This window comes from Rhodoferax sp. XS2R6, from assembly GCF_056521365.1.
This window is the reverse complement of record NZ_JBWMAY010000003.1, coordinates 225,546-248,869: the sequence shown is the minus strand read 5'-3', so window position 1 is coordinate 248,869 and position 23,324 is coordinate 225,546. Positions and strand designations below refer to the sequence as shown.

The following is a 23,324-nucleotide window of genomic DNA, read 5'->3' as shown; positions in this document are numbered from 1 at the left end:
TGCAAAAGCGGCCTGCGGGCCGCTTTTTTGTGCCTGCTACGCTACCGTCTTTTGAACGTTGCACCTATGCCCGTCACTTCCGCCCCCATTGCCATTCTGAGTGCCCTGGCCGAAGAGCAGGCCGGTTTGTTGCAGCACATGCAGGGCGTGAGCGAGGTGGTGCTGGCCGGGCGCACGGTTTGGTGCGGCAACTTGTGGGGCCAACCGGTGGTGCTGGCCCTGTCGCGCATTGGCAAGGTGGCGGCGGCCACTACCGCCACCGCGCTGATTGCCCATCTGGGGGTGAATCGGGTGGTTTTCACCGGCGTGGCCGGGGGTGTGGGGGACGGTGTGCAGGTGGGGGATGTGGTGGTGGGCACGTCTTATCTGCAGCACGACATGGATGCCTCGCCGCTGTTTCCGCGTTACGAAATTCCGCTGTATGGCCAAGCCGTGTTTGTGGGGGATGTGGGCCTGTGTGGCGCCTTGCAGATGGCCAGCGACACCGCACTGGCCGGCATTCGCCACCAGGGCCGTGCCCCCGTGGTCCATCACGGCCTGATTGCCAGTGGTGACCGTTTTGTGAACAGTGCCGCCGAAGTGGCGGCGCTGGTGGGGCAGTTGCGGGCGGCGGGCCATGTGCCATTGGCAGTGGAGATGGAAGGCGCCGCCGTGGCCCAGGTGTGCGCCGACTACGGCGTGCCGTTTGCCGCGGTGCGCACCATCTCCGACCGGGCGGACGACACCGCCCATGGGGACTTCCGCACGTTTGTGCAGGAGGTCGCGAGTGTGTATGCCCTGGGCATTGTCGAAAATTTGCTCAAAACGCTATCAAAATAATAGCTGCTTGCGCATATTCCATGGGGGCTAGGGCCCAATTTTGCTTGAATTATTTGAGCCAGCCGCGTTTGCGGAAGTACCACATGGGCACCAGCGCGCTGGCCACCATCAAGGCCAGTGCATACGGGTAGCCCCACTTGGCACTCAACTCGGGCATGTACTGGAAGTTCATGCCATACAGGCTGGCAATCAGTGTGGGGGGCAGCAGGGCGACGCTGGCCACCGAAAAGATCTTGATGATCTTATTCTGGTTGATGTTGATGAAACCGACGGTGGCGTCCATCAAGAAGTTGATCTTGTCGAACAGGAAGGCCGTGTGGGAGTCCAGCGAGTCGATGTCGCGCAGAATCTGCCGCGCTTCTTCAAACTGCTCGGCATTGAGCATCTTGCTGCGCATCATGAAACTCACGGCGCGGCGCGTGTCCATCACGTTGCGGCGGATGCGGCCATTCATGTCCTCGTGGCGGGCAATCGCGCCCAGCACTTCGCCGGCCATGGCATCGGTCACGTCGCCTGACAGCACTTTGTTGCTGACTTTTTCCAGTTCGTCGTAGATGCCCTCCAGCGTGTCGGCGGAGTATTCGGCGTCGGCATCAAACAGCTTGAGCAGCACTTCTTTGGCATCTTCAATCAGGCCCGGCGCGCGGCGCGCGCGCATGCGCAGCAGGCGGAACACCGGCACGTCTTCGTCGTGGATGGAAAACAGCACACCCTTGCTCTTGAGGTTGGCGTTGACCAGGTTCAGGATGAAGGCCACGCGCACGGTGCGGGGCTCGTTGTCGTCGGCCACCAAGAAGTCGCTGCGGATATGGACGTCGCCGTTGTCTTCGGCGTAAAAGCGGGCGGACTCTTCAATGTCTTCGTCCATCGCGTCTTCCGGGATGGACAGGCCGTAGTACTGTTTGACCCAGCGCTTTTCTTCCAGCGTGGGGGATTCGAGGTCCACCCAGATGGGCTGGAATTTGGAAAGCTCTTCCAGCGACTCGATTTCTTCCTGAAAGAGTCGACCGTTGGCGAGCGTAAAGATATTGAGCATGGCTCACTCCCGATGTGGTGTTGTCTGCGGTGCGGGCTGGGTGCTTTCAACCCCGATGCAGTGCTGGGAGTTGAAAGCTACCGACTAGGGTAGGTTTCCAAGGAGCGTTCTCCGATAGTGACGTTGCACAAATTATCGCACCGAGAACGGGGTGGTAGAGTGTCCCGCTGGCCATTCCGCCGCACTTCTTTTTGGTCTTTTCCCATGTCCACTGCACTCTCGCCGCGCCGCGAACTTTGGCTCTTGATCACCCTCGCGGGGATCCAGTTCACCAACATCCTGGACTTCATGATCATGATGCCCCTGGGGCCTGCGCTGACCGCGCTGTTCCACATCAGTGACGCCCAGTTTGGCATGCTGGTGTCGGCCTACACCCTGGCGGCGGGCGCTTCGGGCTTGGCGGCTTCCACCTACATCGACCGGTTTGACCGCAAGCGCCTGCTCATGGTGTTGTACGGTTTGTTTGCGCTGTCCACACTGGCCTGTGGCCTGGCGCCGACCTATGGCAGCCTGATGGTGGCCCGCATCGCTGCCGGCATCTTTGGTGGCGTGCTTTCGGCCTTGAGTCAGACCATTGTGGGTGACGTGATCCCCTACGAGCGCCGTGGCCGCGCCATGGGGGTGGTCATGACCTCGTTTTCCGTGTCTACCGTGGCAGGTGTGCCCCTGGGCTTGTTTCTGGCGGCTCACTTTGGCTGGCACCTGCCTTTTATTCTGATTGCCGTACTCAGTGTGTTGTTCATGGTGTTTGCCCACGTGACCATGCCTTCTTTGAAAGACCATGTGGCCGCCCAGGTGCATACCTCATCCTGGAGCCGTATCCGCGATGTGGTGGTGGACCGCAACCACCAGCGCGCATTTGTGTTCTCGGCCCTGCTGATGTTTGCGGGATTTACTGTCATCCCCTACATCACCATCTACATGCAGGCCAATGTGGGCATGCGCGCAGACCAGATTCCGTACATCTACCTGTGCGGCGGAGTGGCCACCTTGCTGACCGCGCGTGTGGTTGGGCGCCTGGCCGATGGCTGGGGCAAATTCAAAACCTTTCGGGTAATGGCTGCCGTCGTCCTGGTGCCCATGCTGGCCATCACGCAGCTGGGGCAGGTGGCCATGGGTTGGGTACTGCTGGTCTCCACCTTGTTTTTTGTGTGTATGAGCGGGCGCATGATCCCCGGCATGGCCATGCTCACCTCGGCTGCCAACCCCGCGTTGCGCGGGACGTTCATGACCCTCAATTCCGCCGTCCAGTCCGGTGCCATGGGTCTGGCCGCCTTAGTGGGTGGTTACATCATCAGCCGGGATGCGGCGGGTATGGTGCAAAACTATGGGGTTGCCGCCGTGGTGGGGGGTGTCGCCAGTCTGCTCACCATTGTGGTGGGCGCGCGTTTGCAGCTGCACCAAATGGCTGCGCCAGCGCCCAAGTAAAGAGCCCCTGCATGTTGCATTGCATTACAAAAACCGATTGCAATCGCCACCAAACGGGCGCATAGTCATTCTCAAGACGACCGCAAATAGGGTTCAGAAATTTCGGATTTTTAGTGTGAGCGCCGACCACCGCAAATGGAAGGCTTTGTCAACCCTGAGAGCAACTGGAGGCTATTTATGAATTTGACGATCAGCGGTCATCACCTTGAAGTTACCCCCGCCCTGCGCAGTTATGTCACGACCAAGCTCGATCGCATCATGCGGCATTTCGACCAAGTGGTCGATGTCAAGGTACTACTTACCGTTGAGAAGCAAAAGGAGAAGGAGCGACGGCAACGCGCCGAGTGCAACATCCACGTCAAGGGCAGCGACATGTTTGCCGAAAGCGCCCACGAGGACCTGTACGCTGCCGTGGATGACTTGGTCGACAAGCTGGACCGCCAGGTGGTTCGCCACAAGGACCGGCTCCAAAACCACCACCATGAGGCCCCCAAGCGTTTGATGTAAGGCCCGCTGTAGTCCCAAAGCCCTAGGGACTGCCACCCAAAAACCGCCCTTTCACGGGCGGTTTTTTTGTGTGCATAATTCGCCTCACACCATGAACCGACTCGCGTCCATCCTCTCCGCTTCGCAAGTTCTTGCGCAAGTCGATGTCACCAGCAAAAAGCGCGCTTTTGAAGAAGCGGGCCTGCTGTTCGAGAACCTGCATGGCCTCAGCCGTGCGCTGGTCACCGACAGCCTGTTTTCCCGGGAACGCCTGGGCTCGACGGGCCTGGGGCATGGCGTGGCGATTCCCCATGGCCGTATCAAGGGCCTCAAGGCCCCCATGGCGGCGGTGTTTCAGTTGGCCAAACCGATTGGGTTTGATGCCCCGGACGATGTGCCGGTCAGTTTGCTGATTTTTCTGCTGGTGCCCGAGGCGGCCACGCAGAAACACCTCGAAATCCTCTCCGAAATTGCCGAATTGCTCAGCGATGCGAGCCTGCGCGAGCAACTCACCGCCTGTGACGATGCCGGCCAACTGCACGGCCTGATCACCGGTTGGCAGTCGGCACGTGCTGCCTGAATTTCTGTAGTCGAGGCGTGTCGTGAAACCCACCGCGGTCAGCGCAGACGCCCTGTTTGAAGAGTTCCGGGCCTACCTGCGCTGGGAGTGGGTGGCCGGGCTGGGCGCCTCGGAGCGCCGTTTTGACGAAGTTGCCATCAGCGCCGCTCGATCCGGGGCCGATTTGGTGGGTTACCTCAACTACATCCATCCCTACCGCGTCCAGATTCTGGGTGAGCGCGAAATCACCTACATCACCAATGCCACGCCCGAGGACTGTGCGCGCCGCATTTCCCGCATCGTGACACTGGAGCCCCCGGTGTTGGTCTTGGCCGATGGCCAGGCGGCGCCGCAGGCCCTGCTGTCCATGTGTGAGCGGGCGCAAATTCCGATGTTTGCCACCAAGGAATCATCGGCCTTTGTCATTGACGTGTTGCGGGCCTACTTGTCCAAACACTTTGCTGAACGCATGTCCATGCACGGGGTGTTCATGGACATTCTGGGTTTGGGAGTGCTCATCACCGGTGAATCCGGCCTGGGCAAGAGCGAGCTGGGTCTGGAGCTGATTTCGCGTGGTAACGGCTTGGTGGCCGACGATGCCGTGGATTTGTACCGCATCAACCAGACCACGATCGAGGGCCGTTGTCCTGAGCTGCTGCAAAACTTGCTCGAAGTGCGCGGTATTGGCCTGCTCGACATCCGCGGCATTTTTGGCGAAACCGCGGTGCGCCGCCGTATGCGCCTGAAACTCATCGTGCACCTTGTGCGGCGCGAGACCCTGGAGCGTGAATACGAGCGTATCCCCTACGAGCCGCTTACCCAGGATGTGCTGGGCATTCCGGTGCGCAAGGTGGTGATCCAGGTGGTGGCCGGTCGCAACATTGCGGTGCTGGTCGAGGCCGCCGTACGCAACACCATCCTGCAGCTGCGCGGTATCGACACCTACCAGGAGTTCGTCGAGCGCCATCGCAAGGCGATGTCGCAAGGCTGACGGGACGATCCGCTCAGGCGGATGGGCTATTGCGGTGGGGGCACTTGTCCTTGGTGCAGGTGGCGTACAGGCTCAGCGCGTGGTCTGCAATCGTGAAGCCTTTGGCCTTGGCCACGGCGTGCTGGCGCTTCTCAATTTCCGCGTCGTAAAACTCTTCTACCCGTCCGCAGTCCAGGCACACCAAATGGTCGTGGTGCTGGCCTTCGTTGAGTTCGTACACCGCCTTGCCGCTCTCAAAGTGGCTGCGGCTCAGGATGCTGGCTTGCTCAAATTGTGTCAGCACCCGGTATACCGTGGCTAGGCCCACGTCTGAGCGCTCTTGCAGCAAGACGCGAAACACGTCTTCGGCGGTCATGTGGCGTTGCGTTCCGCGTTGGAAAACCTCCAGAATTTTCAGGCGCGGAACGGTTGCTTTGAGGCCTGTATTTTTCAGTTCGTTGATGTTGCTCATGGCATTCTCCCGGCGCGAACGCAAGTCGGGCTGGCACAGGCCAGCCGCTACAATCGCGTGATCATATCGTTCCTGACTCTTCATGCCCAACAACCTGCTGCGCAGCACCCGTTTTCCCTTGGTCGTTTTGGCCCTGGCTGCCTTGGCTGGCTGCAGCACGCTGAGTAGCACAGGAGATACGGTCGCCAAGGCAGCACAAAGCGTGCGGCCCTACAAAATCGACATCGTGCAGGGCAATGTGGTGACACGAGAGCAACTCGCGGTGTTGCGCCCCGGCATGCCGCGTGCCATGGTGCAGGACGTGTTGGGCTCGTCCCTGTTGGCCAGTGTGTTCCATGCCAACCGCTGGGACTATGTGTTCACCCTCAAGCGTCAGGGCGCAGAACCCCAGTCGCGCCGTGTGACGGTGTTTTTTACGAACGACGCGCTGGAGCGTGTCGAGGCGGACGATCTCCCCAGCGAGTCGGAGTTTGTGGCCACGCTCAAGTCCTCTCCTGTCAAGGGCCCGCTGCCTGCCCTGAGCGCGCCGGAAGACAAGTTACAGAAATTCCCCGCACCCGCCAGCACTGCGACGGGCTCCGCGGCCCCTGCCTCCAACGCTCCGGTGGCCTATCCGCCACTGGAGCCTGCGGCGCAATAACGTTTTTCTCTACAGGACAGGGACATGACCCACACCATCGCCATTGCTGGCGCTTCCGGCCGCATGGGCCAGATGTTGATTGAGGCCGTGCGTGCGGCCGACGACTGCCGCCTGGGCGGCGCGTTGGACATGGCCGGTAGCCCCGCCCTGGGCCAGGACGCTGGTGCGTTCTCTGGCCAGTCAACCGGCGTGCTGATCACCTCGGACCTGCGCCAAGGCCTGAAGGGCTGCGATGTGCTGATCGACTTCACGCGCCCCGAAGGCACGCTGGAGCATTTGCGTGTGTGCCGTGAGCTGGGAGTGTCGGCCGTCATTGGCACCACCGGGTTTAGCGATGCACAGAAGGCCGAGATTGCCGAGGCGTCCCAACACATTGCCATCATGATGGCGCCCAACATGAGCGTGGGCGTCAACGTCACCCTCAAGCTGCTGGAAATGGCTGCCAAGGCCCTGTCTACCGGCTACGACATCGAAATCGTCGAAGCCCACCACCGCCACAAGGTCGATGCCCCCTCGGGCACGGCCCTGAAGATGGGCGAAGTGATTGCCGACGCCTTGGGCCGCGACTTGAAAGAGTGCGCCGTCTACGAACGTTATGGCGTGACCGGCGAGCGCGATCCGTCCAGCATTGGTTTTGCCACCATCCGCGGGGGCGACATCGTGGGTGACCACACCGTGCTGTTTGCCGGTACCGGTGAGCGCATCGAGATCAGCCACAAGTCCTCCAGCCGAGTTACTTACGCCCAGGGAAGCTTGCGCGCCGCGCGTTTTCTGGCCGGGCGCAAGGCGGGCCTGTTCGACATGTTTGATGTGCTCAACCTGAAATGAGCGCTATCCCACTGTTCCAGGGCGATGCGGTCAGCACCACGGTGTCCGTGGTGCTGCTGGGCATGTCGGTGTGCAGCTGGGTGGTGATTTTGTGGAAGGGCTGGCTGCTGCAGCGCGCGGTGCGCGATGTAGGCCGCAGCACTGCTGCGTTCTGGCAGGCGCCGGACTGGGCGCAGGCCCAAACGGCCGTGCGGGCGTTTGACCGGGAATTGCTGGTCAGCCCGCTGGTAGAGGCCACGCAGCAAACGTTGCCCGGCACGCTGGGTGCCAGCGGCGACCGCTCCCAACAACTGACCCGTGTGTTGCGCGACGCCCTGCATGGGGTGTTGCGCCAGTTACAGGCCGGTCAGGTGCTGTTGGCCACGGTCGGGTCCACCGCGCCCTTTGTGGGTTTGTTGGGGACGGTCTGGGGCATTTACCACGCCCTCATGGGCATTGCGGGTTCTGGCCAGGTCAGCATCGACAAGATATCCGGCCCCGTGGGCGAGGCCTTGATCATGACCGCAGCAGGCCTGGCGGTCGCCATCCCTGCCGTGTTGGGCTACAACATCCTCGGCCGCCTGATTAGCCGTATCGAGGCGGACCTGGAAGGGTTTGCCCGCGACCTGCGCGAGCTCCTGTTGACGCAAGAGCCATGAGTTTCGGCCGTCTGGAGCGCACGCCCAGCGCACAGCCGATGAGCGACATCAACATGACGCCGCTCATCGACGTCATGCTGGTGCTGCTGGTGATCTTCATCATTACCGCACCACTCATGGTCAGTGCCGTGAAGGTGGACCTGCCCCAAACCGAAGGCGCCCAAGCTGCGGATGCCCCCCAGTTTGTAGCGCTCGCGCTGGACAAGTCTGGCCAGGTCTACCTGGCGGACCAGCCGATTGCTTTGCCGGCCCTGGCGCAAGAGCTCAAGCAGGCGGCTACCCGCAACCCGCTCACCGAGGTGCAGCTGCGCGCCGATGCCACCGTGCCCTATGGCCGGGTGGTCGAGGTCATGGGTCTGGCGCATACCGCGGGCCTGAGCCGTATTGGTTTTGTGGCCAACCCCGAGCCACCTGCCGCTGCCCCGTAGCCCCCGAATCGCCTGCGCTGGCGCAGCGCCTAAAATCCTTTCACGCCTTTTCCATTGGCAGCCAGTCGCTGCCCCATCCCCATGCAAGACAAGTACCAGCACCTCGACGTAGAAAAATCGGCCCAGGACCATTGGTCCCAGCCCTTATGGAACGGCCAGAACGCCTACCGCGTGACCGAGGACGAGGGCAAAAAGAAGTTCTACGCCTGCTCCATGCTGCCCTACCCCAGCGGCAAGCTGCACATGGGCCATGTGCGCAACTACACCATCAACGACATGCTCACGCGCTACCTGCGCATGAACGGCTACAACGTGCTCATGCCCATGGGCTGGGACGCGTTTGGACTGCCGGCCGAGAATGCCGCGTTGAAGAACAAGGTGCCACCGGCCCAGTGGACTTTTGAGAATATCGCCTACATGAAGGGCCAGATGCAGGCCATGGGCTTGGCCATCGACTGGAGCCGTGAGGTCGCCACCTGCGACCCGCAGTACTACAAGTGGAACCAGTGGCTGTTTCTCAAGATGCTGGAAAAAGGCATTGCCTACCGCAAGACCCAGGTGGTGAACTGGGATCCGGTGGACCAAACCGTACTGGCCAACGAGCAGGTGATTGACGGCAAGGGCTGGCGCACCGGCGCCGTGGTGGAGAAGCGCGAGATCCCTGGCTACTACCTGAAGATCACCGACTACGCCCAGGAACTGCTGGACCATGTGCAGGTGGGCAACGAAAAGGCCACGCTGAACGGCTGGCCTGAGCGCGTGCGCCTGATGCAGGAAAACTGGATCGGCAAGAGCGAAGGCGTGCGTTTTGCGTTCCCGCATGACATCAAGGACGCTAGCGGCACACTGATTGGCGAAGGCCGCATGTACGTGTTCACCACACGCGCCGACACCATCATGGGCGTGACCTTCTGCGCCGTGGCGCCCGAGCACCCGCTGGCCGCGCATGCCGCTGTGGGCAACGCCGCACTGGCCGCCTTCATTGAAGAGTGCAAGCACGGTGGCACCACCGAGGCCGAGCTGGCCACGCAAGAGAAGAAGGGCCAGCCTACGGGCTTGTTTGTCACGCACCCGCTGACCGGTGCGCAAGTGCCGGTGTGGGTGGGTAACTACGTGCTCATGGGCTATGGCGATGGCGCCGTCATGGGCGTGCCGGCGCACGACGAACGCGACTTCGCGTTTGCGCTGAAGTACGGCATCGAGATCAAGCAGGTCGTCGCAGTGGAAGGTGAAACCTTCTCGGCGACTGCCTGGGCCGACAGCTATGGCGACAAGCAGCGCGGCCTGACCGTGAACTCCGGCAAGTACGACGGCCTGGCCTACAAGGCCGCCGTGGACGCGGTGGCAGCCGACTTGGCCGCCAAGGGCCTGGGCGAGAAGAAGACCACCTGGCGCCTGCGCGACTGGGGTGTGAGCCGCCAGCGCTACTGGGGCACGCCCATCCCCATCATCCATTGCGAAGAACACGGCGCCGTGCCGGTGCCCGAGCAAGACCTGCCCGTGGTGCTGCCGCAGGACTGCGTGCCCGATGGTTCGGGCAACCCGCTGCACAAGCACGAAGGCTTCCACGCCGGTGTGGTCTGCCCCGTGTGCGGTAAGGCCGCACGGCGTGAGACCGACACCATGGACACCTTTGTGGATTCCTCTTGGTACTTCATGCGTTATTGCGATCCCAAGAATGCAGAGGCCATGGTGGCCGGCGGCACCGACTACTGGATGCGCGACCAACAGTTGGCCACCGGCGGCAGTGGCATGGACCAGTACATCGGCGGCATCGAGCACGCCATCCTGCACTTGCTGTATGCCCGCTTCTGGACCAAGGTGATGCGCGACCTGGGCCTGGTGAAGGTGGACGAACCCTTCACCAAGCTGCTGACGCAGGGCATGGTGCTGAACCACATTTACAGCCGCCGCACCGCCAAGGGTGGCAAAGACTACTTCTGGCCGCATGACGTGGAGCATGTGCTGGACGAAGCCGGCAAGGTGGTGGGCGCCAAGCTCAAGAACGAAGCTGACAGCGGCGATGGCCGGCTGCCCGTGGGCACTGCCATCGATTACGAGGGCGTGGGCACCATGTCCAAGTCCAAGAACAACGGCGTGGACCCGCAGGCGCTGATCGCCAAATACGGCGCCGACACGGCCCGCATCTACACCATGTTCACCGCGCCACCCGAGGCCACGCTGGAGTGGAACGACGCCGCAGTGGAAGGCAGCTACCGCTTTCTGCGCCGCGTCTGGAACTTTGGCTACAAGCTGTCTGCTATGGATTTGGTAGCTGCCAGCGCAAGTGCAACGGGGGCTAGCAGCCTGAAAGACGTGGAATTTGGCAAGGAAGCCAAGGCCCTGCGCCTGGAGATGCACACCGTGCTCAAGCAGGTGGATTTTGACTACCAGCGCATGCAGTACAACACCGTGGTGTCCGGCACCATGAAGATGATCAATGCGCTGGAGGGCTTCAAGGCCCTGGACAGCGCGGGCGCCCAGGTGGCGCTGATCGAAGGTTTTGGCATCCTGCTGCGCGTGCTCTACCCGGCCACGCCCCACCTTGCGCACACGCTGTGGTCCGAGCTGGGTTACGCCGGTACGCTGGGTGACCTGCTGGACGCGCCCTGGCCCCTGGTCGATGCCTCGGCCCTGGTGCAGGACGAAATCGAGCTGGTGCTGCAGGTCAATGGCAAGCTGCGCGGTTCGGTGCGTGTGCCCGCCGGTGCCAGCAAAGAAGCCATTGAAGCTGCCGCCCTGGCCAGCGAGGCTTTCCTGAGCCACGCAGCCGGCGCTACAGCCAAGAAGGTCATTGTGGTACCCGGCCGCTTGGTCAACGTGGTGGTCTAAGCCTGTGATGCAACGCCGCTACCTGTTTGCTTTGCCACTGGTCGTCGTACTGGCCGGCTGCGGCTTCAAGCTGCGCGGCCAGCAGACCTTTGCGTTCGAGACCGTTGCTGTCACCCCCGAGCGTGGTGGCGCGGTGGCGTCCGAGCTGGCGCGTTACCTGGGCAGCGCTGTGCGCCCCTTGGTGCCGTCCGCCGGTGGCCAGCCGCCGCAGGTGGTGGTGGACATTCTGCAGGAGCTGCGCGAGAAAACGGTGGTGGGGGTGAATGCTTCGGGCCAGGTGCGCGAGTTCCAGCTGCGCATTCGCGTCAAGTTCCGTATGCGCACGCCACAGGGGCGTGAGCTGATCGCGGACACCGAGATCATCCAGCAGCGTGACATCAGCTTCAACGAATCCGCCGTGCTGGCCAAGGAGGCTGAAGAAGCGCTGCTGTACCGCGACATGCAGTCCGACATCGTGCAGCAGCTGCTGCGCCGCATTGCCGCGGTCAAAACCCTGGACTGAGCATGGCACTGGACCGCGTGGACCAAACCCTGCTGGAGCTGCTGCAGCGTGACGGGCGCATGAGCGCCCAGGCCCTGTCCGAAGAAGTCAACCTCTCGGCCCGCGCCACGCTGAACCGCATCCGCCGGCTCGAAGACGACGGCCTGATCGCCGGCTACCGCGCGCTGCTGGCGCGCAAGGCGCTGGGCGAGCATGTGTCGGTGTTTGCCGAGATTGCCCTCAAGGACCAGCGTCAGGCCACAGTGCAGCGCTTCGAGGCGGCCATGGTGGCCTGCCCCGAGGTGATTGCCTGCCACTTGGTCAGCGGCCGCTACGACTACCTGGTGCGCCTGGCCTGCCGCGACTTGGCGCACTACCGCGACCTCACCAACACCTGGATTGACGACGTGGGCCTGGGCATCGACAAGGTGGTGACCAGTACCGAGCTGCAAACGGTCAAGGAATTTGCGGGCTTCCCGCTCATGGTGCGCGACGACAGCTAGGTCGCCTTGGGGTGCTTCTGAAACGGAAGCGTTCTGCTGCCAGTTCAGCGCTTACAGCGCTTTCCCTGCGACGCTTCGGCGCTTACAGCGCCGCCCCCAGCCTAAACTTTCTCTCATGCCGGGTGGCCCCTCAAGGCCTGTGCAGGTCTGCGGATTCCGCACCGCCTCCGGCCCAACGAGGAGAGAGAACCATGACCCGCTACATCGACGTCCACGACATGCAAGAGCTGGTGCGCCAGCACGGCCTGGCCCCCATGATGTCCGAGATGGCCCAGACCATCCGCGAAGACTTTCTGCGCTGGGAGGATTTTGACAAATCCCCCCGCACCGCCAACCACAGCACCAACGGCGTGATCGAGTTGATGCCTGTGTCCGATAACGCGCTCTATGCGTTCAAATACGTCAACGGCCACCCCAAGAACCCGCTGCAGGGCCTGTCTACCGTCATGGCCTTTGGTGTGCTGGCCGATGTGGCCACCGGTTACCCCGAGCTGCTGAGCGAGCTGACCATTACCACCGCACTGCGCACCGCGGCCACCTCTGCCATGGCCGCCAAGGTGCTGGCCCGGCCCGAGAGCAAGACCATGGCCTTGATCGGCAATGGTTCGCAAAGCGAATTCCAGGCGATTGCCTTCATGACCCAACTGGGTATCACCACGCTGCGCGTGTTCGATGTGGACCCCAAGGCCACCGACAAGCTGGTCAACAACCTGCGCCCTTACACCGACGCTGGCAATCTCACTATCGTGCGCTGCGCCTCCACACGTGAAGCCGTGCGCGGTGCCGACATCGTGACCACAGTGACCGCCGACAAAACCAACGCCACCATCCTGACCGCAGACATGGTCGAACCCGGCATGCACCTGAACGCCGTGGGCGGCGACTGCCCCGGCAAGACCGAGCTGCAGGCCGAGATCCTGAACCACGCCAAGGTGTTTGTGGAGTTCGAGCCGCAAACCCGCATCGAAGGCGAGCTGCAGCAAATGCCGGCCGATTTTGTGACGCACCCGCTCTGGCGGGTGCTGGCGGGTACCACGGTGGGCCGCGACAACGCCGCCCAGGTCACGCTGTTTGACTCGGTCGGTTTTGCGCTGGAAGACCTGTCGGCCCTGCGTTATGTGCATGCCCTGTCGCAAAAACTGGGCGTGGGCAGCACCGTGCAACTGGTACCCGACCTGCCAGATCCCAAAGACCTGTTTGCCTGCGCCACCGCCGCACGCCCTGTGTTGCGCAAAGCCGCATGAGCCACGCTGTCCTGCATCTGGTGGGTGCCGCGGTGGGCGAGGGCGCCAGCGACGGCGGCTGCAAATGGGGCGCCGCAGCCTTGCGCGAGCATGGCATTGCGAATGCTTTGGCCGCCACCGGCCGCACCATTACCTGGGGTGACACGGTGACCGCCCAGCCCATGCTGGCGACCAGCCGGTTGAATGCCATCGAAGGATTCTCCGAGCGCTTGGCCGGCACGGTGGCCCAAGTGCTGCGCCAGAACCAGCAGCCGCTGGTGCTGGGTGGCGACCATTCCTGCGCCGTCGGCACCTGGAGCGCCGTTGCCGACCACCTGCGTCCGCAGGGCGCGCTGGGTCTGGTCTGGATCGATGCACACCTGGACGCCCACACCCCCGAGACCTCGGACAGCCAGGCACCGCACGGCATGCCCGTGGCGGCGTTGTTGGGCTATGGCTCGGTGGGGATGACAGATTTGTTTGGCTGGCGCCACAAGCTGCGTCCCGAGCACCTGGTCATCATCGGCGCACGCAGCTACGAACCCGCCGAGAAGGCGCTGCTCGATGGCTTGGGTGTGCGTGTCATGTTTATGCCCGAAGTGCTGGAGCGTGGCTTCGCCGCGTGTTTTGACGAAGCCCGCACCCGCGTGCAAACCGGAACCGCCGGCTGGGGCATTAGTTTTGACCTGGACGGCCTGGACCCGCGCGATGCGCCGGGCACCGGTACGCCGGTGGAGCAGGGCATACGCCTGGCCGATGCATTGCAGGTGCTGGCCGGTTGCAGCCAGGACTCGCGGTTTATGGCGCTGGAACTGACCGAGTACAACCCGCTGCGGGACTTTGGCGGCCAAACCGCCCAGGCCGCGACCGATCTGGTCTGTGCAGTGTTGGCGCCTGAAGCCAAGACGATGGGGCTTGCGGCCTGAACCTGAACGCAGGGGCCGCAACTCGCCGCCAGGCCGCCCCAAGGCGAGTTAGCCCCCTTTGGGGGCAGCGACCCGCGTAGCGGCGGAGCGTGGGGGCCTTAAACTCAGTCCCCTATGCAACTCGCGGCCAACCAACTCAGTAACCACCTGCAGCGCGGGCTCAAGAGCCTGTACACCCTGCATGGGGACGAGCCGCTGCTGCAGCAAGAGGCGCTGGACGCGATCCGCGCCAACGCCCGCGCCAACGGCTATACCGAGCGCACCTCCCACACCGTGGCAGGCGCCCACTTTGACTGGAGCGAGGTGCTGGCTGCCGGCGGCTCGCTGAGCCTGTTTGCCGACAAACAGATCGTCGAAATCCGCATTCCCAGCGGCAAGCCTGGCAAGGACGGCAGCGTGGCGCTGCAGCAGCTGGCCGAAGGCGCGCAGGGCAACGATTCCACGCTCACCATCGTTTTGCTGCCGCGTCTGGACAAGATGACCAAGTCCACGGCCTGGTTTGCTGCGCTGGATGCCAATGGCGTCACGCTGGAAGTCAGCCCGGTGGAGCGCGGTGCCTTGCCACAGTGGATCGCCCAGCGTCTGGGCGCGCAGGGCCAGCGCGTGGAAGCCGGCGAAGAAGGCCAGCGCACGCTGCAGTTTTTTGCCGACCGCGTGGAGGGCAACCTGCTGGCCGCGCATCAGGAAATTCAAAAACTCGGACTGCTGTTCCCCGTCGATGCAGCATCAGGAGACACGGGTGGCGTGCTGACGTTGGAGCAGGTCGAAAGCGCCGTGCTGAATGTGGCCCGCTACGACGTATTCAAACTCAGTGAAGCGGTCTTGGCCGGTCAGGCAGTGCGCGTGCAGCGCATGCTGGACGGCCTGCAGGCCGAGGGCGAGGCCGAGGTGCTGGTGCATTACACGCTGGCCGAAGACATCCGCGCCTTGAAGCGTGTGAAAGACGCCATGGCCCAAGGCCGCCCCCTGCCCATGGCCCTGCGTGAGAACCGTATCTGGGGCGTGAAAGAGCGCCTGTTTGAGCGCGTGTTACCCAAACTCTCCGAATCCAAACTGGCCGAGCTGCTGCAATCCGCCCACGTGGTGGACGGCATCGTCAAAGGCCTCAAACAACCCGACTGGCCCACCACCGGCTGGCAGGCGCTGCACCGGCTGGCGTTGCAGTTGTGTGGCTTGTGCGGGGCTGTCCCCAAAGCCGCCGCCCCGGCCTACGCCAGGCGCTAAGGCGGCCCAGGGATGTGGGTACCGGCCCTGCACGTTGGTCGCCCCCTGCGCAATCTGCGAAAATCTCCCTATGAACGCGACCAACACCACCGAATACACCCTGGCCCTCGGTTCTCAGGCCAAAGTGGCCTCTGCCCTTATGGCGCGTGCGCCAGCAGCTACTAAAAACGTAGCGCTTCGGGCCTTGGCAAGGCTGCTGCGCGAAAACACCGCAGCCTTGCAGGTGGACAACGCCAAGGACATTGAACGTGCGGTGGCCAACGGCCTGGCTGCGCCCATGGTGGACCGGCTCAAGCTCACCCCCAAGGTGCTGGAAACCTGTGCCGAAGGCTGCGAGCAGCTGGCCGCCATGGCGGATGTGATTGGCGAGATCATTGGCATGAAGCAGCAGCCCAGCGGTATCCGCGTGGGGCAGATGCGGGTACCGATTGGCGTGTTTGGCATGATTTTCGAGAGCCGGCCGAATGTAACGATCGAGGCGGCCAGTTTGTCCATCAAGAGCGGCAATGCCTGCATCTTGCGTGGTGGCTCCGAGGCGATTGACTCCAACAAGGCGCTGGCTCGGTTGGTACAGCAAGCTTTAACCGAGAGTGGCCTGCCTGCCGACGCGGTGCAGCTGGTGCAGACCACCGACCGCGAAGTGGTGGGCCAGCTCATTGCCATGCCGCAGTTTGTGGATGTGATCATTCCGCGCGGCGGCAAGGGGCTGATCGAGCGTATCAGCCGCGATGCCAAGGTGCCCGTCATCAAGCACCTGGACGGCAACTGCCACACCTATGTGGACGACCCCTGCGACATCGCCATGGCCGTCAAGGTGGCGGACAACGCCAAGACCAACAAGTACAGCCCCTGTAACGCGACCGAAGGCCTGCTGGTGGCGCGGGGCGTGGCGGCCGCGTTTTTGCCGCGCATCGGCGCGGTCTATGCGGCCAAGGGCGTGGAGATGCGCTGCGACCCCGAAGCACTGGCCATTTTGACGTCAAATATGCCTCTGGCGCCCGTGGATACTGCGCAAACAGCTCCTAATTCAGGAGCAAAACTGGTGCCCGCTACCGAGCAGGACTGGTACGAGGAGTACCTCGCACCCATCGTCAGCGTGAAAGTGGTGGCCGGTGTGGACGAGGCCATTGCCCACATCAACCAGTACAGCAGCCACCACACCGACGCCATCCTCACCACCAACCATGTGCACGCCCAGAAGTTTCTGCGTGAAGTGGATTCGGCCAGCGTGATGGTGAATGCCAGCACGCGCTTCGCCGATGGGTTTGAGTACGGCCTGGGCGCCGAAATCGGCATCAGCACCGACAAGTTCCACGCCCGCGGGCCGGTGGGCATTGAGGGGCTGACGTCCTTGAAGTACGTGGTGCTGGGCGAGGGCGAAGTGCGCGGCTGAGCTGAATACTCGGGCTGCTGTTTTTCTGGCGGTTTGCGGCAAAGGACTTGAAATTTCGGGGAACTTCTCCACCTGAAGGAGCCCCCTAGAATGGGCAGTCCTCTTTGAAAGCGTCGCATGGTTCCGCATCTTGTTACCGCCCTCACGGGCCCCATCAATGAACTCGAACAACGGGTTCTGGACTCCATGCCCGCCATCGAGCGCTGGTTCCGCCTGGAGTGGATGGAGCACACACCGCCCTTCTACACCGCGGTCGATGTGCGCAATGCCGGTTTCAAGCTGGCGCCAGTCGACACCAACTTTTATCCCGGCGGCTGGAACAACCTGACGCCTGCCATGCTGCCGTTGGCGGTGCAGGCCGCGCAGGCCGCCATCGAGAAGATTTGCCCCGAGGCGCGCAACCTGCTCATCGTGCCCGAGAACAACGCGCGCAGCACCTTTCACCTGAGTAACCTGGCCCAGCTGCGCCGCATCTTCCACATGGCCGGCCTCAATGTGCGCATTGGCTCCATCAGCCCCGAGATCAAAAAAAGCACCACCCTGGAACTGCCCGGTGGTGAGTCCATCACCATCGAGCCCATCATCCGTACCAAGGGTCGCCTGGGCTTGAAGGACTTTGACCCCTGCACCATCCTGCTCAATAACGACCTGCGCGCCGGTGTGCCCGGCATCCTGGAAGAGGTACACGAGCAGTACCTGCTGCCCCCGTTGCATGCCAGCTGGACCACGCGGCGCAAGAGCACCCACTTCAAGGCCTACGAAGAAGTGGCCAAGCGGTTTGGCAAGCTCATCGGCGTGGACCCCTGGCTGATTAACCCGATGTTTGACAAATATGGCGTGGTGGACCTGGTCACACCGGCCGGCATTGACGCCCTGGTGCAGCGTGTGGACGCCATGCTCACCAAGGTGAAGAAGAAGTACAAGGAATACGGCATCAAGGAACGCCCCTTTGTCGTCGTCAAGGCCGACAACCGCACCAGCGGCAACGCCATCCTCTCCGTGCGCGACACCAAGGACCTGGAAGCCAAGCTGCGCAAAATGGGCGCCGGCCTGGAGGCCGCACCCGCCCCGCTGGAGCTGATTCTGCAAGAGGGTGTGTTGACCAACGAACGCGTCAACGACGCCGTGGCCGAACCCGTGGTTTACCTGATGGACCGGTATGTGGTGGGCGGTTTTTACCGCATGCACGCCGAGCGTGGCCAGGACGAAAACCTTAGCGCCCCTGGCTCTGCCTATGTGCCACTGGCGTTTGCCGAGAGTACGCACTTACCTCAGCCCGGCGTGCGCCCCGGGGCCAGCGCGCCCAACCGCTTCTACATGTATGGCGTCATCGGCCGCCTGGCCATGCTGGCCGGTAGTTATGAGCTGGAGGCCACTGACCCCGACGCTGAGCGCTACGACTGAGGTACGTCAACCCAGTAGCGCCGCCAAGTTGCTGCGCTGCAACACGGTTTCAAATTCCACGCAAATTGCTGATTTGTGGCTTGCGGCCTGAGGCGCCAGGAGCAAAATAGCGGTCCCTTCAGGAATGGAACCCGGCGGCTTCTGCGCGCCGGGTGATCTCGTGTCAGCATCAAAATCGTCTCTTGCGGCGCTCACCCTGGGCGCCATCGGCGTTGTATACGGCGACATTGGCACCAGCGTGCTGTACGCCATGAAAGAAGTGTTTGGCTCCGGCCACGTGCCTTTCACCCCGGACAACGTCTACGGCATCCTTTCCATCTTCTTCTGGACCCTGACGGTCATTGTCTCCATCAAATACGTGGTGCTGGTGCTACGGGCCGACAACCACGGCGAAGGCGGCCTGGTGGCCATGCTGGCACTGGCCTCCCAGTCGGTCAAACACCGGCCCGAGCTGCGCCGCGTCTTGCTCATCATCGGCATCTTCGGCACCTGCCTGTTTTATGGCGACGGCGTCATCACCCCGGCCATCTCGGTGCTCTCGGCAGTCGAAGGCCTGGAGGTCATCTCGCCTGCTTTCAAGCGGTATGTGATCCCCATCACCCTGGTCATCCTGTTCGGTTTGTTTGCGGTACAGAAGCGTGGCACCACCGGTATCGGCAAGTTTTTTGGGCCCATCACCGTGGTCTGGTTTGCTGTTTTGGCGGTGCTGGGCGTGAGCCACATCGTGGACCACCCCGAGATTTTGTGGGCCATCAGCCCGCACTATGCGCTGGGCTTTATGTGGAACAACCCGGGCACCACCTTCGTCATCCTGGGGGCGGTGGTGCTGTGTGTCACCGGTGCAGAGGCCTTGTACGCCGACCTGGGGCACTTTGGCAAAAAGCCGGTGCGTCTGGCCTGGTTTTCGGTGGTCATGCCCGCGCTGGTGATCAACTACTTTGGCCAAGGCGCCCTGTTGCTCGCCAACCCTGCCGCCGTCAAAAACCCCTTCTTCATGATGGCGCCCGACTGGGCCCTGCTGCCCCTGGTGGGCCTGGCCACCATGGCCACGGTGATTGCCTCGCAAGCCCTGATCTCGGGTGCCTTCTCGGTCACCAAACAAGTCATTCAGCTAGGTTACCTGCCGCGCCTGCAGATTGAGCACACCAGTGTCAAAGACACCGGCCAGATCTACATGCCGTTTGTGAACTGGGGCCTGTTTGTGGCCATCGTGTTGGCGGTGGTGATGTTCAAGTCGTCCAGCAATCTGGCGGCGGCTTACGGCATTGCCGTGTGTACCGACATGTTGATTACCACCATCCTGACTTTCTACGTCATCCGCCATGGCTGGAAGTACCCGCTGTGGCTGTGTATTGCGGCCACCGGCTTTTTCTTCATCGTCGACTTTGCGTTCTGGGCCTCCAACCTGCTGAAGCTATTTGACGGCGGCTGGTTCCCACTGGCCATTGGTGGCGCGGTGTTCACGCTCATGATGACCTGGAAGGACGGCCGACGCCTGCTCAATGACAAGCTGCGTGCCGACGCGCTGGACCTGCCCAGTTTTCTGGAAGCCGTGTTTGTGAGCCCACCCGCACGCGTGGAGGGGACGGCGGTGTTCCTCACCTCCGAGATGGGCACCGTGCCCAATGCGCTGTTGCACAACCTCAAACACAACAAAGTACTGCACACCAGCAACCTGTTTGTCACCGTGAAGAACCACGAGGTGCCCTGGATCGGGCTGGACAAACGTCTGCAGATCGACTCCCTGGGCCACGACTGCTGGCAGGTGGTGATCCACTACGGTTTCAAAAACGACCCCGATGTGCCCAAGGCGCTGGAACAGATCAAGGGCCGCGGCTGTGACCTGGAGCCTATGAGTACCAGCTACTTCCTCTCGCGTGACACCGTGGTGCCTACGCTCGGTGAAGGCATGGCGCCCTGGCGCGAAAAGCTGTTTGCCCAGATGCACCACAATGCCAGTGCTGCGGCAGATTTTTTGAATCTACCGAACAACTCGGTGGTGGAGCTGGGCTCCAAAATCGAAATCTGAATCTCTCGGGGCCGCGCAGCGGCCCCACTTCTTTGTGCCTGCCATGCATTTTTTCAAAGACCTGAGTCTCTCAGCCTTCACGGCCGGTTTTGTAGCCGTGCTGGTGGGCTTCACCAGTTCTGTGGCCATCGTCTTCCAGGCCGCGCTCGCGCTGGGCGCCACGCCGGCCATGGTGGCGTCGTGGATGTGGGCGCTGGGCATTGGCATGGGCCTGTGTTCGTTGGTTCCCTCGTTGTGGCTGCGCAAGCCGGTCATGGTGGCCTGGAGCACGCCGGGCGCAGCGGTGCTGGCCACGGCAGCCACGGCCGGTGGTTTTGGCATGGCCGAAGGCGTGGGGGCATTCATCCTGTGCGCCGTGCTCATCACCGTGGCAGGTGTCACCGGCTGGTTCGAGCGCATCATGAACCGTATTCCGCTGGCGCTGGCCTCGGCCCTGCTGGCGGGTGTGCTGGCGCGCTTTGGCTTGTCGGGTTTTTCTGCGGCGCAGACAGCCTTGCCGCTGGTCGTGCTGATGCTGCTGACCTACCTGCTGGGCAAGCGCCTGGTGCCCCGTTACGCGGTGCCGCTGACGCTGCTGGTTGCTATTGTTTTTGTAGCTTCTCGCGCAGAATTCACGGGCGCTAACATCCAATTTGGCTTGACGATGCCGGTTTGGGTCACGCCTACCTTTTCACTGGCCGCCTTCATCAGCATGTCGCTGCCACTGTTCGTCGTCACGATGGCCTCGCAGAACCTGCCTGGTGTGGCTGCCATCCAGGCCGCGGGTTATGCCGACCGACGCAAAGAGGGCGGCGATGCCGGCATTCCCATCTCCAAAGTCATCACGCTGACCGGTCTGGTTACGCTGGTGCTGGCGCCGTTTGGGGCGTTTGCGCTCAACCTCAGCGCCATCACCGCCGCCATCTGTATGGGGCCCGAGGCACACAGCAACCCCGCGCGGCGCTACACCGCGGCGGCGGCCTGCGGCGCTATTTATGTGGTGATTGGCCTGTTTGGCGCCGCCATTACCGGTGTGCTGACTGCCTTCCCCAAGGAGCTGGTGGCGGCCATCGCGGGGCTGGCCCTGCTGGGCACCATTGGCGGGGCACTCGCGGCCGCCCTCAAAGACGACACCCACCGCGAAGCCGCGCTCATCACGTTTCTGGTCACGCTCAGCGGTGTCGTAATAGCCGGAGTCGGCTCGGCGTTTTGGGGGGTGGTGGCAGGCGGGATTGCGCTTTTGGTGCAACACTACGGCCGCACCCAGCCTGCAGGCACCTGAACTGCGGCCCCTGACCGAGAAAGAACCCCATGGACATTCTGTTTGTTGCCGACCCGCTGGAATCCTTCAAGATTTACAAGGACACCACCTTTGCCATGATGCGCGAGGCGCAGAAGCGCGGCCACCGCATCATTGCCTGCGAGCCCCGCCACCTGGTGTGGCAACGTGGCGGCGTGGTACAGGCGGCAGTGCGTCGCATCACGCTCACCGGTCAATCCGATGCTTGGTTCACCGAAGCCGAGCCGACCACTGTGGCGCTGAAGGACTTTGACGCCATCGTCATGCGCAAGGACCCGCCGTTTGATTCCGAATTTTTCTACGCCACCCACCTGCTGGAGCAGGCCGAGCGCGAAGGTGCCCAGGTCTTCAACAAACCGCGCGCGCTGCGCGATCACCCCGAAAAGCTGGCGATTCTGGAGTTTCCCCAGTTCATCGGCCCCACGCTGGTCACCCGCGATGCGGATGTGGTGCGTGCCTTCCACGCCGAGCACCGCGACATCATCTTGAAGCCGCTGGACGGCATGGGCGGCATGGGCATTTTCCGTGTGAAGGACGATGGCCTGAACCTGGGCGGCATCATCGAGACGCTGAACAAGGACGGCGCCCAGACCCTGATGGTGCAGAAGTTTTTGCCGGCCATCCGCGAAGGCGACAAACGTGTGCTGGTGATTGGTGGCAAACCCGTGCCCTACTGCCTGGCACGCATTCCGCAGGGTGGCGAGGTGCGGGGCAACCTGGCGGCCGGTGGCAAGGGTGTGGCCCAGCCGCTAAGCGACAGCGACCGTGCGATTGCCGAGGCGCTGGGCCCCGTCTTGGCCGCGCGTGGCCTGCTGCTGGTGGGGTTGGACGTGATTGGTGATTCACTCACCGAGATCAACGTCACCAGCCCGACTTGCTTTCAGGAAATCACCGACCAGACCGGATTTGATGTGGCCGCCATGTTTGTGGACGCGCTCGAAACCGCCCAGTCCGCAGGGCGCTAACAGGCCGCTTGCGGTTGGCATGGGGGTGCGCGGCATAGTTCACACATTGCCGCTTTATTGCGGCAGATCAGCCTGAATAGTGTGTTGTGCCGCCGCCAGCGGCGCACAATCGCGCTGCGTGGTCCGCTGCCACGGTTGGTGCAGCGGCACGAAACAACGGAGAGACCATCCCATGACAACACGCATGCCATGTGCAGCCCTGCTGGCCGCCAGCCTTTTTGCCGGTGCGGCCCACGCCCAGGTGCTCGGCACCATCACCGCATCCAACACCACCGTCAAGGTCGGCGAGTCCGTCACCATCACGGCCAACATCGATGTGCTCAATGCCAACTACTGCGGCTTTGTGGTCGGCTTTGGTGACGGCACCTTCAAAGACGCCGTGAGTGATGTGAGCACCCCCGTACCTCTGGTGGTGACCCGCAGCTACGACAAACCCGGCACCTACCACGTGACCCTGGGCGGCAAAAATGTGCAGAACCACCCCAACTGCGGTGGCCCCGAGCGCGCCGTCGACATCACCGTGACCGGTGCGGCCGTGGCGGCCAAGCCCGCGGCGCTGAAGGCGTCCGAGGTGTGTGCCAAAGGCTGGAAGCTGTCCGGCAAGCTCAACCCCAAAACCGGTACCTTCACCTGCGCGGCCAAAGCTGGCACCGCCCTGCCTGCCGACAAGCCGGTCTGCAGCGGCGACCTGAGCTACTTTGAGAACGTGAAAAAAGGCCAGTACGGCTGCAAGCCGTAAAGGCTGGCGGGCCGAGGGCCCG

Annotated in this window: 23 protein-coding genes; 21 read left to right on the top strand and 2 right to left on the bottom strand. The window is 62.7% G+C overall.

From position 1 onward, the window contains the following. The first annotated feature begins 66 nt into the window (after positions 1–66). Entirely contained in the window at positions 67–819 is a 753-nt protein-coding gene (locus AC097A_RS12740; protein ID WP_479621120.1) for a 5'-methylthioadenosine/adenosylhomocysteine nucleosidase, read from the top strand. Positions 820–868: 49 nt separating this feature from the next. Here the strand turns inward: AC097A_RS12740 and corA are convergent, their stop codons facing one another. Continuing rightward, positions 869–1,855 (bottom strand): magnesium/cobalt transporter CorA, encoded by a 987-nt coding sequence (gene corA / locus AC097A_RS12735; RefSeq protein WP_105259405.1) that lies wholly within the window; start codon positions 1,853–1,855, stop codon positions 869–871. Positions 1,856–2,059: 204 nt separating this feature from the next. On the opposite strand from corA, the gene AC097A_RS12730 reads away from it, so the two are divergent. The 4 genes from AC097A_RS12730 (at position 2,060) to hprK (ending at position 5,319) form a co-directional block, all read left to right on the top strand. Next, positions 2,060–3,283, top strand: coding sequence for an MFS transporter (locus tag AC097A_RS12730; RefSeq protein WP_479621119.1), 1,224 nt, complete (start codon positions 2,060–2,062; stop codon positions 3,281–3,283). Between the two features lie 177 nt (positions 3,284–3,460). Then, the gene (hpf, locus tag AC097A_RS12725; protein WP_105260336.1) at positions 3,461–3,790 is read left to right on the top strand and encodes a ribosome hibernation-promoting factor, HPF/YfiA family; all 330 of its coding nucleotides are present in this window, start codon (positions 3,461–3,463) and stop codon (positions 3,788–3,790) included. Positions 3,791–3,881: 91 nt separating this feature from the next. Beyond that, complete coding sequence (locus AC097A_RS12720) at positions 3,882–4,349, top strand: PTS sugar transporter subunit IIA (RefSeq protein WP_105259403.1); 468 nt, start codon at positions 3,882–3,884, stop codon at positions 4,347–4,349. Between the two features lie 22 nt (positions 4,350–4,371). Next, the gene (gene hprK / locus AC097A_RS12715) at positions 4,372–5,319 is read left to right on the top strand and encodes an HPr(Ser) kinase/phosphatase (RefSeq protein WP_105259402.1); all 948 of its coding nucleotides are present in this window, start codon (positions 4,372–4,374) and stop codon (positions 5,317–5,319) included. A 13-nt stretch (positions 5,320–5,332) separates the two neighbouring features. Here the strand turns inward: hprK and fur are convergent, their stop codons facing one another. Further along, positions 5,333–5,770: a ferric iron uptake transcriptional regulator gene (fur, locus tag AC097A_RS12710; protein WP_105259401.1), complete on the bottom strand. Its 438-nt coding sequence runs from the start codon at positions 5,768–5,770 to the stop codon at positions 5,333–5,335. A gap of 82 nt (positions 5,771–5,852) precedes the next feature. Between fur and AC097A_RS12705 the strand changes: the two genes are divergently transcribed. The 16 genes from AC097A_RS12705 (at position 5,853) to AC097A_RS12630 (ending at position 23,302) form a co-directional block, all read left to right on the top strand. Beyond that, positions 5,853–6,410, top strand: a complete 558-nt coding sequence (locus AC097A_RS12705; RefSeq protein ID WP_105259400.1) for an outer membrane protein assembly factor BamE — start codon at positions 5,853–5,855, stop codon at positions 6,408–6,410. A 24-nt stretch (positions 6,411–6,434) separates the two neighbouring features. Further along, complete coding sequence (gene dapB, locus AC097A_RS12700) at positions 6,435–7,238, top strand: 4-hydroxy-tetrahydrodipicolinate reductase (protein WP_479621118.1); 804 nt, start codon at positions 6,435–6,437, stop codon at positions 7,236–7,238. Continuing rightward, positions 7,235–7,876 (top strand): MotA/TolQ/ExbB proton channel family protein, encoded by a 642-nt coding sequence (locus AC097A_RS12695; RefSeq protein WP_479621117.1) that lies wholly within the window; start codon positions 7,235–7,237, stop codon positions 7,874–7,876. Before dapB ends, AC097A_RS12695 begins: the two co-directional genes overlap by 4 nt. After that, positions 7,873–8,304 carry a biopolymer transporter ExbD gene (locus AC097A_RS12690; protein ID WP_315479762.1) on the top strand — a complete coding sequence of 144 codons (432 nt, stop codon included), beginning with the start codon at positions 7,873–7,875 and terminating at the stop codon, positions 8,302–8,304. The genes AC097A_RS12695 and AC097A_RS12690 overlap by 4 nt, the downstream gene beginning before the upstream one ends. 81 nt (positions 8,305–8,385) lie before the next feature. Then, positions 8,386–11,136, top strand: a complete 2,751-nt coding sequence (gene leuS / locus AC097A_RS12685; protein WP_479621116.1) for a leucine--tRNA ligase — start codon at positions 8,386–8,388, stop codon at positions 11,134–11,136. A 7-nt stretch (positions 11,137–11,143) separates the two neighbouring features. Further along, positions 11,144–11,638, top strand: a complete 495-nt coding sequence (locus AC097A_RS12680; protein WP_315479760.1) for an LPS-assembly lipoprotein LptE — start codon at positions 11,144–11,146, stop codon at positions 11,636–11,638. A 2-nt stretch (positions 11,639–11,640) separates the two neighbouring features. Further along, complete coding sequence (locus tag AC097A_RS12675; protein WP_105259394.1) at positions 11,641–12,120, top strand: Lrp/AsnC family transcriptional regulator; 480 nt, start codon at positions 11,641–11,643, stop codon at positions 12,118–12,120. Between the two features lie 191 nt (positions 12,121–12,311). Further along, on the top strand, positions 12,312–13,364 hold the full coding sequence (locus AC097A_RS12670; RefSeq protein WP_479621115.1) for an ornithine cyclodeaminase: 1,053 nt from the start codon (positions 12,312–12,314) through the stop codon (positions 13,362–13,364). Next, the gene (locus AC097A_RS12665) at positions 13,361–14,269 is read left to right on the top strand and encodes an arginase (protein WP_479621114.1); all 909 of its coding nucleotides are present in this window, start codon (positions 13,361–13,363) and stop codon (positions 14,267–14,269) included. The genes AC097A_RS12670 and AC097A_RS12665 overlap by 4 nt, the downstream gene beginning before the upstream one ends. Positions 14,270–14,383: 114 nt before the next feature. Beyond that, positions 14,384–15,493: a DNA polymerase III subunit delta gene (gene holA / locus AC097A_RS12660; protein WP_479621113.1), complete on the top strand. Its 1,110-nt coding sequence runs from the start codon at positions 14,384–14,386 to the stop codon at positions 15,491–15,493. A 70-nt stretch (positions 15,494–15,563) separates the two neighbouring features. Beyond that, the gene (locus AC097A_RS12655) at positions 15,564–16,886 is read left to right on the top strand and encodes a glutamate-5-semialdehyde dehydrogenase (RefSeq protein ID WP_479621112.1); all 1,323 of its coding nucleotides are present in this window, start codon (positions 15,564–15,566) and stop codon (positions 16,884–16,886) included. A 117-nt stretch (positions 16,887–17,003) separates the two neighbouring features. Beyond that, positions 17,004–18,290, top strand: coding sequence for a glutamate--cysteine ligase (gene gshA, locus AC097A_RS12650; protein ID WP_105259389.1), 1,287 nt, complete (start codon positions 17,004–17,006; stop codon positions 18,288–18,290). Between the two features lie 160 nt (positions 18,291–18,450). Beyond that, positions 18,451–20,319 carry a potassium transporter Kup gene (locus AC097A_RS12645; RefSeq protein ID WP_479621111.1) on the top strand — a complete coding sequence of 623 codons (1,869 nt, stop codon included), beginning with the start codon at positions 18,451–18,453 and terminating at the stop codon, positions 20,317–20,319. A gap of 43 nt (positions 20,320–20,362) precedes the next feature. Next, complete coding sequence (locus AC097A_RS12640; RefSeq protein ID WP_479621110.1) at positions 20,363–21,580, top strand: benzoate/H(+) symporter BenE family transporter; 1,218 nt, start codon at positions 20,363–20,365, stop codon at positions 21,578–21,580. A gap of 29 nt (positions 21,581–21,609) precedes the next feature. Next, the gene (gene gshB / locus AC097A_RS12635) at positions 21,610–22,563 is read left to right on the top strand and encodes a glutathione synthase (protein WP_479621109.1); all 954 of its coding nucleotides are present in this window, start codon (positions 21,610–21,612) and stop codon (positions 22,561–22,563) included. Positions 22,564–22,735: 172 nt separating this feature from the next. Continuing rightward, a complete protein-coding gene (locus tag AC097A_RS12630) occupies positions 22,736–23,302 on the top strand; it encodes a PKD domain-containing protein (protein WP_479621108.1) in 567 nt (188 codons plus the stop codon). Positions 23,303–23,324 lie beyond the last annotated feature (22 nt).